We start from the raw sequence: 13,696 nt of genomic DNA on the forward strand, positions 1-13,696 counted from the left end.
GAGCCTGTCGAACCACGCCTTCCGAGGGGAAAACAAGTCATCGTGCACTGAAACAGGTCGCACAGAGCGTGGTTCGACAGGCTCACCACGAACGGATTGCTTGTTCGGACTTTTCCATGTCATTCCTGCTTACGCTCCATGCCCTTGGCGCGATTCCAATAGGCCTCTTGCTGGTCCAGGGGCAACCGGGACAGGTGGACGCCGTCTTCGGCCGCCAGAGATTCCATCGATCGGAAACGCCGCTCGAATTTGAGGTTGGCATGCCGAAGCGCGGCACCCACGTCGACCTTGGCATGCCGCGCCAGATTGGCGCAGACGAACAGGACATCGCCGATCTCGTCCTGGAGCCGTTCGTGGTTGGCCCGCGCATCGCCGTGCGCGAACTCCACGCGCACCTCTTCTATTTCCTCGTGCAGTTTGGCGATCACCGGGTCCGGGCCGGGCCAGTCGAAACCCACGCGCGCCGCGCGCGACTGCAATTTGACCGCACGCTGCCATTCCGGCATGCCACGCGAAACTCCCGCAAGTGCCGAAGCGTCCGTATCGCCCGCCGCCTCGCGTTCGCGGCGTTTCTGCGCTTCCCATTCGCGGGTTTGCGCTTCGGCGTCCTCGACACTCGCGTCCGCGAAGACGTGCGGGTGCCGGCGGGTCATCTTGTCGCAGATCGATGCGACCACGTCGCCGAAATCGAACGCGCCCTGCTCTTTCGCCATCTGTGCATGGAACACCACCTGCAGCAGCAGATCGCCCAGTTCGTCCTTCAGATCCCGCAGATCGTTGCGGTCGATGGCGTCGGCGACCTCGTAGGCCTCTTCGATGGTGTAGGGCGCGATGCTGGCGAAGTCCTGTTCGATATCCCAAGGACAGCCGCTCTGCGGGTCGCGCAGGCGGGACATGATGGTGAGGAGGTCGTTGATGTCGGGATTGGCGCTCAAAGGGCGGTTCTCGAATTTGGACGGGACATACCCGGAACTTTGTCGGACTTAGTAGAAGAAAGCATAGGAAATCTCAAAACACTGGGCTCTTGCTCTAGAACCCCGTGAGTCGCGGCAAGCGGGGCAGGCAAACCCCGAAGGGGCGGCGCACAGGGATGTGCGCCGTTTTTGGAGCAGCAGGATGCTGCTTCCAAAAATTCCTGCCCCGCTTGCGGACCCAACGGCTTCATCGTTGGGCGCGACGTTAGGGTGTGTTTCTTTGGTTACTTTCTTTGCACAAGCAAAGAAAGTGACTCGCGCAAAGCGCGAAACGCCTTACGCTTATGGAACTAGAGCAAGATCAAGATGGATCCCAGCTTACGCTGGGATGACGCCATGAGGTTTTCATTGCCAATGTGAAGATGCTGACCTTCATCTTTGCAGAAATAACTGATGGCAATACTCATAGCCAGGATTTCCAAGGCAACTCCGGATCGCCCAATGCCAGGAAATCGCCATTGAGCAAAGTCGGCCGCTGGTTGTAGCGGAACGCCCTGCCGTCCGGCGCGATGACCGCGCCGCCCGCCGCTTCCAGCACGCATTGCGCCGCGGCCGTATCCCACTCCGAGGTCGGGCCGAAACGCGGATACACGTCCAGGCTGCCCTCTGCGATGCGGCAGAATTTCAGCGAAGAACCCAGGCCGATGGTCTCCGCGTCGCCGATACGCGCCAGCAGCGCATCGGTACGCGGATCGCGGTGCGAACGGCTGGCGGCGACCCGCAGCGTTCCGGTCGCCGGCGCGCGCGTCCGCAATTCCACATCGACTTCGCCGTCGCGCCGATAGGCCTGCTGGCCGAGCGCGCCGTGCCACAAAGCGCCGCCGACCGGAGCCAGGACCACCCCGAACACCGCCACGCCGCCGTCTATCAGCGCGATGTTCACGGTGAACTCGCCATTGCGCTTGACGAATTCGCGGGTGCCGTCCAGCGGGTCGACCAGCCAGTAGCGCGTCCAGTGCCGGCGCGTTTCCCAGGGGATGTCCGCCGCTTCCTCGGACAGGACCGGCCAGTCGGGGGTCAGCCTCTGCAGACCGTCGACGATGGCGTGGTGGGCGGCCATGTCGGCCGCGGTCAACGGGCTGGCGTCGGACTTGCTTTCGACCTCGAACGCGTTCGCATAGACCTGCATGATCGCTGCGCCCGCTTCGCGCGCGATCACGATCACCGCTTCCTGCAGATCGGTGGTCACCGGAAAACTCATGATGGACTCCTCAGCCATTCGCGCGCTATGAACAAGGCGGCCAGCGACCGCCCTTCGGAAAAATCCTCGCGCAGCATCAATTCATCCAGTGCATCGAGTTTCCACGGCACTACCTCCAACTCCTCCGGCTCATCGCCCGGCAGGCGCTCGGGGTAGAGGTCGCGCGCCAGCACCAGCCACGACTGGTGGCTCATGTAAGTGGGGGCCAGACTCATGGCCCGCAGCACGTCGATACGGCGCGAACCGTAGCCGGCTTCTTCCTTCAATTCGCGATCGGCCGCTTGCGCCGGAGTTTCCCCGGCATCGATCCGGCCCTTGACCAGGCCCAGCTCGTAGCGGTGCACGCCCGCGGCGTATTCGCGCACCAGCAGTACAGTGTCATCGTCCAGCATCGGCACCACCACCACGGCGCCATGGCCATGCGGTTTCTGCCGGTGGAAATGCCGGCGCTCGCCGTTGCTGAACTCCAGATCCAACACTTCCACCGTGCGGTCGGAGGGGCCTTCGGTGCGTTCGGTGATGGAGTGGATGATGGGCAGGCGGCGGCTCATCGGCCGATCCCGGTGCGTATGATGTGCGGATGCAGGAAAAAGATCATGAAGCCGGAATGCTAACAGAGGCTGGGCTGACGGAGGCCGGCGACTGGCGTTCGCGCGATCTGTCGGTGCTGTGGCACCCGTGTACGCAGATGCGGGAACACCCGGACACCCTGCCGCTGGTGCCGATCGAACGCGGCGAAGGCGCCTGGCTGGTGGGTTACGACGGGCGCCGGTACCTGGATGCGGTGAGCAGCTGGTGGACCAATTTGTTCGGCCACAGCGAACCGCGCATCGCGAACGCGATCTCGCGCCAGGCGCAGACGCTGGAACAGGTGATGCTGGCCGGCTTCTCGCACGCGCCGGCGGTGCGGCTGGCCGAACGTTTGTTGACACTGGCGCCGCGTCAGGACGGACGCAAGCCGCTGGCCAAAGTGTTCTACGCCGACAATGGATCGGCCGGGGTGGAAGTGGCGCTGAAAATGGCGTTCCACTATTTCCACAACCGCGGCGAGCACCGGCGCACCAAGTTCGTCGCCCTGGAGAACGGCTACCACGGCGAAACCATCGGTGCGCTGTCGGTGGGCGATATTCCGCTGTACCGGCGCGTCTATGCGCCGTTGCTGACCGAAGCGTTGTTCGCGCCCTCGCCCGACGCCTATCTCGCAGAGCCGGGCGAGTCGTCCGCCGCCTGCGCGGCGCGCGCGGCCGATGCGCTGGCCGATCTGTTCGACCGGCATCCCGGCGAAATCTGCGCCATGATCGTGGAGCCGCGCGTGCAGTGCGCGGGTGGCATGCGCATGCACGACCCCGCTTATCTGGCGCGCGTGCGCGAGCTCTGCGACGCCCATGGCGTGTTCCTGATCGCCGACGAGATCGCGGTGGGTTTCGGCCGCACCGGGCCGATGTTCGCCAGCCAGGAAAGCGGCGTGATGCCGGACCTGATGTGCCTGTCCAAAGGCCTGACTGGCGGCTTCCTGCCCTTGGCGGCGGTGCTGGCCACGCAGGAAATCTACGACGCCTTCCTGGACGATTCGCGCGAACGCGCGTTCCTGCATTCGCACAGCTACACCGGCAACCCGTTGGCCTGCGCGGCGGCGCTGGCGACCCTGGACATTTTCGAAGGCGACGGCGTGCTCGCACGCAATAGCGCCACGGCCGCCAGGATGGGCGAGCTTGCGGCCGAGTTCGCCGCGCATGCGCAGGTCGCCGACGTGCGTCAGGCGGGAATGATCGTGGCCTTCGAGCTCACCCGCGGCGGCGACAAGCGCAATCCCTTTCCCGCGCAGCAACGGGTCGGCTTGAAAGCCTACCGCGCGGCGCTGGCGCACGGCGTGGTGCTGCGCCCGCTCGGCGATGTGCTGTATTGGATGCCCCCGTACTGCATCGACGACCAGCAGTTGCGATCGCTGGCCTCTGTAACCAGGATCGCCATTGACGAGGCCATCGCATGAGAGTCACCCGCTGCCATGTGGACACGCAGCTGCCGGTGGGCTCCAGGGTCGTGCTGCCCGAATCGGCCGCCAACCATCTGGTGCGGGTCCTGCGCCTGCGCGAGGGCGACGGATGCGTGCTGTTCAATGGCGACGGCAACGACTGCGATGCGCGCATCGCGGTTGCCGGCAAGCGCGAGGTCGCCGTCGAGATCCTCGGCCTGCGTCCGGTCGAGAACGAATCCCCGTTCCGCATCACGCTGCTGCAAGGCATCGCGCGCGGCGAGAAAATGGACCTGATCCTGCAGAAGGCGACCGAACTGGGCGCGGCTGCCATCGCACCGGTGCTGGCCGAGCGCACCGAAGTGAAACTGGACGCCGAACGCACCGGGAAACGCATGGCGCATTGGCGCAGCGTCATCGTGTCGGCCTGCGAACAGAGCGGCCGTGCGATCGTCCCGCAGCTTGGCGCGCCCGCCCCCCTGGCCGGTGCGGCCCGGGCGAGCGCGGACTCATTGAAGCTGACGCTCGACCCGGTGGGCGAACACACGCTCGCCTCGCTGCCGGCGTCCGCTGCTTCCGCCACGCTGGCCATCGGCCCCGAAGGCGGCTGGTCGCCGCGCGACCGCGAAATCCTGCGGGCGGCGGGCTATAGCGGTTTGCGCCTGGGACCACGCGTGCTGCGCACCGAAACCGCAGGTCTTGCCGCTATCGCCGCGCTGCAATCCAGATTCGGCGACCTGTAACGCGACCCGACGTAGGTCGGGGCTACGCCCCCGACACGGAAATCCTCGATATCACGCATGCCCCGCGCCGCGGACGCCCGCTCAGTACCAGTTCGCAAGCTCCTCGGCGCTCAAACCGCCATCGTGATTCTGATCGACCAGTTTGAATTTGCCTTGCAGTTCGTTGCCGGCCGGTAGTTCGTCGCGGCTCAGCCTGCCGTCGCCGTTCTTGTCCAGTGCGGCGATCTGCGCGCGGTATTTCTCGATACTCGGCGATTGCGCCGGCTGGCCCCAGCGTACCGTCACCGGGCCGGTAGCGGTCTGCAGTTGCTTGGCGTTCGGCAACGTCGATTCCTGCGTCCAGGCCGGCCTCGCCATCAGCAGGATCGGCAGCGAAAGGATCAAGGCGGATATCGGTTTCTTCATCGCTCGTCTCCACATCGAGTGCTGAGCGAAGACTCGCGCCGCAGCTGGAAACCGGCTGTGAATCCGGCGCCGTCATGCAGCGTCCGTTCAGCGAAACGGCCCGCAAGAAGGGCGATCCGACGGATTCGCCGATACGGGCGGTATGGCCATGATTCAGGCCGCGAACAGAGACGGATGGCAGGTAATGCGCAGGCGCGGGGAAGAGCCGCGCATGCTCGCCAGGCGCCCGCCCGGCCAATCAGGAAATCAGGCGGCTTGCGCCAGCGCGTCGCCGATCATGGCTTCGATGCTCGCCAGGTCGGGCAGCAGGGCCGCCTCATCGCCCAGCAGCACGCGCATCTGCACGCCGGCCGGCAGTTGTTCCTCGGTCGCATCTGCCAGCAGACCGTCGCGCGGCACCGAAATCAGGCGCGGGAACGATTGCGTCAACAACGCGAAGTACGGCATGGCTTCGCCGCCGCTCAGCGATTTGAGCACCACGATCTTGCTGCTGGCCACTACGCTTTCCTGACCCTGGCCGGTCAGGCGCGGGAAGGAAACCAGCGGTACCTGCCATCCATGCCAAAGGATCTGGCCGGGCAGCCAGGCGGGAGCGTCGGCGATGGATTCGACCGGCACCCGGGCCAGCACTTCGGCCACGGTCGCATTCGGCAGCAACAGGCGTTCTTCGCCTACCTGCACCAGTACTCCGCGTATTTCGTCGTTGGAACTCGCCATCGGTCTTCCTTTATCAGTATTGCCTTTATCGGTATTGCCTGTAATCGTTCCGGTCAGTCGGCCCAGTGCGAAGCGAGATGCGCCGCCAGCTCGGCCGTGGTCGCCACCTTTCCGCCGCGGGCCGCCAGTGCCTTGGAAGCGGCGGGGTCGTAGCAGCCTTGCGGCGACTGGCCCGCGGCCAGGCCGCCCTGCGCCGCCAGCGCCAGGGCTGCCTCCACCTGCGCAGGATCGCTGCCGCTCAACAGCAGCACCGCGCTCTCGGCGGCGGGTAGCGAAGCGATCAGCATCTCGGGTCGCAGCGCGCCTTCGCCGAAATGGACCACGCCTTCCACCACATTCACCGCGACATCGTTGGGCAGCACGTAAACGTGCGCGCCGTGCGCGATTTCGCCGGCCTTGGCCAACAGCACGGGCAGCGCGGAAACGCGTTCCATCTGCTTGACCAGGTTGTCGTAGCGGCCGCCGTCCAGGCGCAGCTGCACCAGTACCGGACGCGACAGGTCCGCAGGCAGGTCGGCCAGCACCTTGCGCACCGCATCCGGACCGCCGATGCCGGCGAACAGCAGCGCAGCGCCGCGAACGACCGGTCCGGTGGAGGCGGCCGCGGCGGCATGGATCGATTCCAGCTCCAGTGCGAGTCCGCCGGTTTTCGCGGGTTCCGGGGGCGGCAACGGCGGCGGCGAGGAAACCGGTTGGGAAACCGGCGGCGGTTCGGCCAGTTCGGGAGCCGGCGACTGTCCGAAGCCCTCCTGCAAGGGCAGGTCGCGCGCATGGAATGCGGCAGGCTTCCAGGTTTCGGGATCGAAGGATTGGCTGGAACCTGATTCCTCGGTTTCCACCAGCTCCAGTCCGCCGCGCGGCAGCTCGAAGGCGACGCCCTGGGCTTCCTGCAGGTGCGGCTCGATATCGGCGTGGGCATGGATCTGGGCCGGCGTGCGCGGCAGGCCTGGTTCCGGGCGGGTGTCGTCGATTTCGCCGCCCGGCGGCAACACGTCGGCATGGCCGTTCATTTTGGCGGACAGATGCCGTGCCCAGCGCTTGGCTTCCCAGCCTTCGCGGCGCGCGGCCAGTTCGGCTTCGTCGAAGATCACCGCTACCGCCGGATCGTGCAGCACCTCGTCGAAACGCGACAGGCTGTCTTCGATCGCCGATTCCAACGCCACCAGTACCACTTCCGGAGCGGCGTCGCCCAGGGTCCGGCCATCGATGGCGTTGGGATCGTCTTCCAGCACGATTTCCGCGCCCGCTTCGTGCAGCGCCGCACGCAACTGCTCGCGGGCGGCGCCGGCGCGCGCCAGCAGGGCCACGCGCTTGGAGCTTGCGGCCGCCGCGCCGCCCTGCAGGGAATCATTCGCGGACACGGGCGATTCCCAGCAAGTCGTAGACGTTGCGCATCAGATCCAACTCTTGATAAGGCTTGCCCATGTAGCGCTGCACGCCGATCTCCATGGCGCGCTGGCGGTGCTTGTCGCCGGTGCGCGAAGTGATCATCACGATGGGCACGTCCTTGAAGCGCGGATCGGCCTTCATCGCCGTCGCCAGTTCGTAGCCGTCCATGCGCGGCATTTCGATATCGAGCAGCATCAGGTCGGGCACGCGTTCTTCCAGGCGCTCCAGCGCTTCGACGCCGTCGCGGGCGACGGCCACTTCGAAGTTGTGGCGCTCCAGCACGCGGCCGGTGACCTTGCGCATGGTCAGCGAATCGTCCACCACCATCACCAGCGGCACGCGGCGCTCTTCCGGCGCGGGCGTATCGCTGACGAACAGGTTGGGCTGCAGGATATGGCGGCGCACCAGCGGCGCGACGTCCAGGATCACCACGATGCGGCCGTCGCCGGTGATGGTGGCGCCGTAGATGCCGGGCACCGAGGCGATCTGCGGACCGACCGGCTTGACCACGATTTCGCGGTTGCCCAGCACCTGGTCCACCGCCACCGCAGCGCGCAGGTCGCCGGCGTGCACCAGCAGCAACGGCACCTGCGGCTGGCCTTCGGCGCGCGCCGGCGGTTGGCCGATCAGCGCGCCCAGGTCGTGCAGCACGTATTCCTCGCCACCGTAGACGTAGACCGCACCGGCGGTTTCGAAACGGTCGCGCGAAATCCGGCCCACGCCGCCCACGGCCGCGACCGGCACCGCGAACTGGGTCTCGCCGATCTGCACGAACACCGCCTGGGTGACCGCCAGGGTCTGCGGCAGGCGCAGGGTGAAGGTGGTGCCTTTGTCGGATTCGGAAGCGATTTCCAGCGAACCGCCGAGCTGGCGGACTTCGTTGTACACCACGTCCATGCCGACGCCGCGGCCAGCGAGCTGGCTGATGCTGTCGGAGGTGCTGAAACCCGATTCCAGGATCAGGCGTTCCAGATCGCTGTCGGTCAGCTGCGCATCGGACTGCACCATGCCGCGCTGTTCGGCGCGGCGGCGGATCGCGGCGTGGTCGATGCCGGCGCCGTCGTCCGACACCTGGAACACCATTTCCGCGCCTTCGCGGCGCAGCACGATCTGCACCGTGCCCTCTTCCGGCTTGTTCTTCTTGCGGCGCTGCTTGGGCGATTCCAGGCCATGGGCCACCGCATTGCGCAGCAGGTGCTCCAACGGTGCCGTCATGCGTTCCAGCACGTTGCGGTCGAGTTCGCCGTGGGCGCCGTCGAGGTGCAGCTTGACCTGCTTGCCGGTATCGGTGGCCGCCTGGCGCAGCACCCGGCGCAGGCGCGGGACCAGGCCGTCGAACGGCACCATGCGCGCACGCATCAGGCCGTCCTGCAGTTCCGAACTCACGCGCGACTGCTGTTGCAGCAAGGTGTCGTACTGGCGGGCCAGATCGTCGAGCACGCCTTGCAGGCCGGTGATGTCGGCGGCCGATTCGGCCAGACCGCGGCTGAGCTGCTGCAGGGTGGAGAAGCGGTCCAGCTCGAGCGGGTCGAAGGTCGGGTCGCGCTTGTCCTGCTCGCGCTGGTAGCGGGCGACGATCTGCGCTTCGGTTTCCAGATCCAGGCGGCGCAGCTGGTCGTGCAGACGGATGTTGGTGCGGTCCAGTTCGGACATCGCGCCGCGGAACGCGCCCAACTGCTGTTCCAGGCGCGAACGGTAGATCGCCACTTCGCCGGCATGGTTGACCAGGCGGTCGAGCAGATCGGCGCGGACGCGCACCTGTTCCTGCGCCGCGTAAGGCATCGCCTCGTCGTCGCCCGGGAAGGCGGTGTCGATGGGTGCGGACAGCGGGGCCAGGACGACCGCGGGTGCGGCAACGGCATTTTCGCCGGATGCGTCGGTTGCGACCGCAGCCGCAGCTTGCGGATACGCGCGCTGTTCGAATTCGGCGATGAGCTCGGTCGGCATGGGCGCCTTGCGGTGCGCGCCGACCTTGGTCACCAGGCCATGCAAGCCGTCGAAGCCGCGTTCGAGCAGGCGCACGCTGTCGCCATCCAGGTCGACGCGCTGCGCGGCCACCTGTTCCAGCAGCGATTCGATCGCATGGCCCAGGTCGCCGATGGCGTTGATGCCTGCCATGCGCGCGCCGCCCTTGATGGTGTGCAGGTCGCGCTGCAGACCGGTGACCAGCGAGCGGTCGTCGGGGGTTTCGCGGAGCTTGGCCAGCAAGCCGTCGGAGTGGTCGAGCAGATCGTTGCCTTCTTCGACGAAGATATCCACCAGATCCAGATCCAGCTCGGTGAAATCCAGCGCATCGTCGGGCGCCGCGGGCGTTGCTGCGAGCGCTGCGGCAGCGGCGGGCGCCGCCGTTTCCAGTTCTTCCGCAAGGTCCTCGGCCGGCGATGCATCGCCTGGCTGGTCGGGTCCTGCCGCCACGGTATCCACCATTTCCTGCCCCCCTGTCTCCACTGCCGGCTGCTCCGGCATGACGTCGCTCGGGGGCTCGACGGTATCGATGACTGTTTCGACTGCTTCGACTGTTTCGATTACTTCCACATCGGATTGCGCGGAACCGGCTTCGATAGCCTCGGCTTCCGCGGTTCCGCTAGTGTCTTCGGCCTGCACCGTTTCGACGGGGGCTTCGAACTCCACTTCGTCGATGGCGGGCTCTTCGAGGACAGCCTCTTCGACGGCGATCTCTTCGACGACGGCTGGCTCTTCGAGGATGGGTTCCTCGAGGACAAGAGTGGGCTCATCAAGAGCGGTCTCTTCGACTGTCGTCTCTTCGGGAGCATGCTCCTCGATGGAAGGCTCTTCCGTGACGGGTTCATCGACAACGAGATCCTCGACGGCAAGCTCTTCCACAGCGAGCCCCTCGACCACAACGTCTTCTGCCACGTCTGGCTCGGTTGTCGCCATTTCCTCGAGCACGGGCTCTTCTTCCTGCGCGCTCCCGGCGGCTTCCTCGAATTCGGGCAACGCTTGTCCGGCGCTCTCCGCGGTTTCGTTGCCTTCGGTGATGGACACGAGCGGCCGTTCGACCGGTTCGCGTACGTAAGTCAGTTCCACGTCGTAGAACGTCACCGCCTGCTGCCCTGGCGACGCTTCTTCGGTTTCCAGCACGATCGGCTGATCGTCGAACGTCAACTCGTCGCCCATCTCCAGCGTGGATCCGTCGCTTGACGCCGGCGCCGTGGTTTCGACCTCATGGCCGAGATAGGCGGACAGATCGTGCACCGAGAGCTCGACCTCGTTGGGCGATATCGGCGGTGCGATGCTGGGCATGGCCTCGGTGTAAGTGCCTTGCGCCGAGTCGTCGATGATGACCGCCGAAGACCTGACTTCCGGCAGGCTGTCGCGCAGGCCGATCAGCTGCGCCGCAAGCGCGGCGAATACCGGAATGCGCGGCGAAGGCGCCTGCAAGGCGGCGATGCTGCGCCGGATCGCATAGGCGCTGTCGGCCAATGCGGCCACGCCTTCGGCCGATGCGGCCTCCTTGGCGGAAGACAGACGCTTCACGTACTGCTCGGCGGCGCCGGTGACCTCGGTGATCTCGGGCACGTCGGCCATGGCGAAGGCGCCGTTCATGGTGTGGAACGCGCGCAGCAGCGATTCGTCGGCGTGGACAGGCGCAGCCTGCGCCCGCGCCAGCCAAGCGTCGACGGTTTCCAGATGCGCGCCGACTTCCGTTTCCAGGATCTCGCGCAGGACTCCATCCACCGAAGCCGGTGTGCCTTCGGTCTCCGGCGCGAATTCGGCCAGGGTTTCGCTTTCCGGTTCCTGCTCTACGGCAACCGCATCGGCTGCGGCGGGCGCCTTGTAGAACGCCTCCTCGCCCGCGGCGACGCGGTCGCTGAGATCCTGCAGACCGGCCAGGTCCGCGCTGACGCGTCCCTGCCCGCGCAGTGCGGCGTTGAGCTGCGGCAGCACTTGCGTGGAATGCTCCAGCAATGCGATCACCGCGGCCGAAGGCGCGCGCGTGCCGTCCAGCACGCGGTTGAGCATGTTCTCGATCTTCCAGCTGAACTCGCCCAGCAACTTGGCGCCGACCAGCCGGCCGCTGCCTTTGAGCGTGTGGAACACGCGGCGGATGGAACGCAGGCGCTCCATGTTGTCGGGAGCGGCGCTCCAGGCCGGCAGCATCTGCTTGAGATTGACGATTTCCTCGTCGAACTCTTCCAGGAACACTTCGCGGATGTCGTCGTCGATATCGCTTGCGGCGGTTTCGAAACCGCCCAGCGCCGGTTCGTTCTGCACGGCCACACTGGCCGCCGGCGCAGCGACGTCTGCCTCTGCCCGCACCGGCGTCGTTTCGACTTCCAGCGTCTGCTCCTCCTCGGCCTCGGCCAGCGAAGCGGCTTCCAATTCGAGCGCCTGCAGCGCCTCCTCCACTTCCAGCGCTTCCAGCGCGGCGGTATCCAGCGGCAGGACCTCGACGCTTTCCTCATCGTTGGCCGCGGCATCGACGGCCGTGCGATCGAATTCGACCGCTTCGGCGGCGCTTTCCAACGGTGCATCGAAGGAAGCGGATTCGGCCTCTTCCAAAATTACGGCGGGCGTTTCCACCTCTGCCAGGACTACCGTTTCCTGCACGATCGGCGCTTCGGCCGGCACCGGCCAGTAGCGCAATTTCTCCAGGCTGCTGCGGGTGATGTCCAGGATCTCGTCGCGGTTGGGGCGGCGTTCGCGCAGGGCTTCGAGGTAGTACTCGAGACTGGCCATGGCATCGGCCAGGGTGTCGAGTTGCTGGCCGCCGGGCACGCGCCGCTTGCCGATCAGTTCGACCGCAACGTACTGGCGCACGCCCAGCAGATAATCGGCCGGCTCGGGCAATTCCAGCATGCGCAAAGCGCCCGCCACTTCGGACAGCAGGCGCGGCACCTGTTCCAGTTCGGCATGGCTCCAGTTGGTTTCGATGAAGGCCACGAAACCTTCGCGCGCGGCGGAGAAGTTGCGCATGGCTTCCTGCGCCAGCACCTCGACCGTGCGCTGCGATTCGGAGCTGCTCGCGTCGGCCGTGCCGACGGCCGCCTCGCCCAACCGGGAGACCTGATCGTCCAGCGAGGCGTCCACGTACAGCAGTGCGCCGGCGATATCCAGCAACGCGCCTTCGTCGGCCACGCGCTGGCCTTCCACCATTTCGCGCAGCGCATCGCGCTGCTGCACCACTACACCGCGCGCCACGCCCAGACCCACCATTCCCAGGGTATCGGCGACATTGCCCAGTTCGCTGACCTGCGTTTGCAGGGCGCCGACTTCGGCGCCGGTGCGCAAGTGCAGATCCAGCGCATCCTTGATGCGCAGCAGTTCTTCCTTCACCGCGCCGGCCACGGTATCCAGCAGCGCACGGTTGCGCCCGCTGACGCTGCCGCGGGCGTGGTCGAGTTCTTCTTCGCTGGGAAGTTCGGCGTCCAACGCGAACGCTTCGCGCAACTGGTCCAACGCGGCATGGCGCGCCGGCGACTGCGCGACCAGATACAACAGCTGGCGGGTGGGTTCCTGGCTGCTGGGCGTGGAACCGGCCGCGCCTTCCTGCGATGCGCGCACCGCGCGGCTGACGCCGGTATAGGCCTGACGCAATGCGGGCGTCGAAGCGAGCGCGCCGTCGCGCAAGGCTTCGGACACCGCCGAGGCTACCCAGAGCATGCGTCGGGTGGCGATGTGTTCGACGCTTTCCAGCAAACGGCTGACCGCCTTGGACAATGCGGCCGCGTCGGCCGGCGCCCCGTCTTCCGGCCAGGCCGAAAGCGCCTGGTCCAGTTGCTCCTGCGCTTCGCCCACGCGCGCCTGGCGCGCCTGCCAGGAAAGCACTTCCGGCAACGGCAGCTCCTGCGGCAGCGGCTGTTCCAGGTCGGGCGCGAACAGCACGCTTTCGCTCAGGCCCGGCGCGCCGCGCGCGGCGCGGATGTCGTTGAGCAGCGGCAGCAGTACGATCGGGATATCGCGATGGCCGCCCTGCAGGCGTTCCAGGTAATCGGGAAGCAGCACGGTGCCGCGCATCAGCGTGCCGCAGGCTTCGTCCTGGTCGACCGTGGTTTTCTCCTGCAGCGCGCGCGCCAGCAGTTCCAGTTCTTCGGCCACCATCGCCGGGGCGTACAGCTCGACCATGCGCAAGGTGCCTTGCACCTGGTGCAGATAGCCGGCGCAGAAATGCATGCGCGAAGTGTCGGCGGGATCTTCGGCGAAGAACTCCACTTCGGACCGCGCCAGACGCAGGGTTTCGTCCAGCTCGGGTTTCACCCAGCCCAGTACCGCATGGCTCATGGCATCGCGCAGCGCGCTCATCGGCGTGCCCCCATGACGGCGGCACGCGGGC

The 13,696-nt window shown here is 66.5% G+C and carries 8 protein-coding genes and 2 pseudogenes; 2 read left to right on the forward strand and 8 right to left on the reverse strand.

Annotation, left to right across the window (positions count from 1 at the left end; genetic code table 11):
* Nucleotides 1-119: 119 nt before the first annotated feature.
* The 3 genes from mazG to nudE form a co-directional block, all read right to left on the reverse strand.
* Nucleotides 120-935, reverse strand: coding sequence for a nucleoside triphosphate pyrophosphohydrolase (mazG, locus tag CSC73_RS17575; protein ID WP_163843175.1), 816 nt, complete (start codon nucleotides 933-935; stop codon nucleotides 120-122).
* 442 nt (nucleotides 936-1,377) lie between these two features.
* Entirely contained in the window at nucleotides 1,378-2,175 is a 798-nt protein-coding gene (cysQ, locus tag CSC73_RS17580; RefSeq protein ID WP_163843178.1) for a 3'(2'),5'-bisphosphate nucleotidase CysQ, read from the reverse strand.
* Entirely contained in the window at nucleotides 2,172-2,726 is a 555-nt protein-coding gene (nudE, locus tag CSC73_RS17585) for an ADP compounds hydrolase NudE (protein WP_163843180.1), read from the reverse strand. The genes cysQ and nudE overlap by 4 nt, the downstream gene beginning before the upstream one ends.
* Before the next feature lie 56 nt (nucleotides 2,727-2,782).
* Between nudE and bioA the strand changes: the two genes are divergently transcribed.
* Together bioA and CSC73_RS17595 are read left to right on the forward strand one after the other, a co-directional pair.
* Nucleotides 2,783-4,165, forward strand: coding sequence for an adenosylmethionine--8-amino-7-oxononanoate transaminase (bioA, locus tag CSC73_RS17590; protein WP_246197565.1), 1,383 nt, complete (start codon nucleotides 2,783-2,785; stop codon nucleotides 4,163-4,165).
* Nucleotides 4,162-4,890, forward strand: a complete 729-nt coding sequence (locus CSC73_RS17595; protein ID WP_163843184.1) for a 16S rRNA (uracil(1498)-N(3))-methyltransferase — start codon at nucleotides 4,162-4,164, stop codon at nucleotides 4,888-4,890. The genes bioA and CSC73_RS17595 overlap by 4 nt, the downstream gene beginning before the upstream one ends.
* 81 nt (nucleotides 4,891-4,971) lie before the next feature.
* On the opposite strand, the gene CSC73_RS17600 is transcribed toward CSC73_RS17595, so the two are convergent.
* The 5 genes and pseudogenes from CSC73_RS17600 to CSC73_RS18710 all read right to left on the reverse strand — a co-directional run.
* Nucleotides 4,972-5,295 (reverse strand): EF-hand domain-containing protein, encoded by a 324-nt coding sequence (locus CSC73_RS17600; protein ID WP_163843186.1) that lies wholly within the window; start codon nucleotides 5,293-5,295, stop codon nucleotides 4,972-4,974.
* Between the two features lie 246 nt (nucleotides 5,296-5,541).
* Complete coding sequence (locus tag CSC73_RS17605) at nucleotides 5,542-6,012, reverse strand: chemotaxis protein CheW (RefSeq protein ID WP_093287339.1); 471 nt, start codon at nucleotides 6,010-6,012, stop codon at nucleotides 5,542-5,544.
* A 53-nt stretch (nucleotides 6,013-6,065) separates the two neighbouring features.
* Entirely contained in the window at nucleotides 6,066-7,373 is a 1,308-nt protein-coding gene (locus CSC73_RS17610; protein ID WP_246197566.1) for a chemotaxis protein CheB, read from the reverse strand.
* Nucleotides 7,360-10,113: pseudogene (locus CSC73_RS18705) on the reverse strand (response regulator); the annotation flags it as partial. The pseudogene CSC73_RS18705 and the gene CSC73_RS17610, both read right to left, overlap by 14 nt.
* A gap of 558 nt (nucleotides 10,114-10,671) precedes the next feature.
* Nucleotides 10,672-13,665, reverse strand: a pseudogene (locus CSC73_RS18710) (FimL-related protein); the annotation flags it as partial.
* Nucleotides 13,666-13,696: the final 31 nt, after the last annotated feature.

Source organism: Pseudoxanthomonas sacheonensis (assembly GCF_010093305.1).
GTDB lineage: Bacteria > Pseudomonadota > Gammaproteobacteria > Xanthomonadales > Xanthomonadaceae > Pseudoxanthomonas_A > Pseudoxanthomonas_A sacheonensis.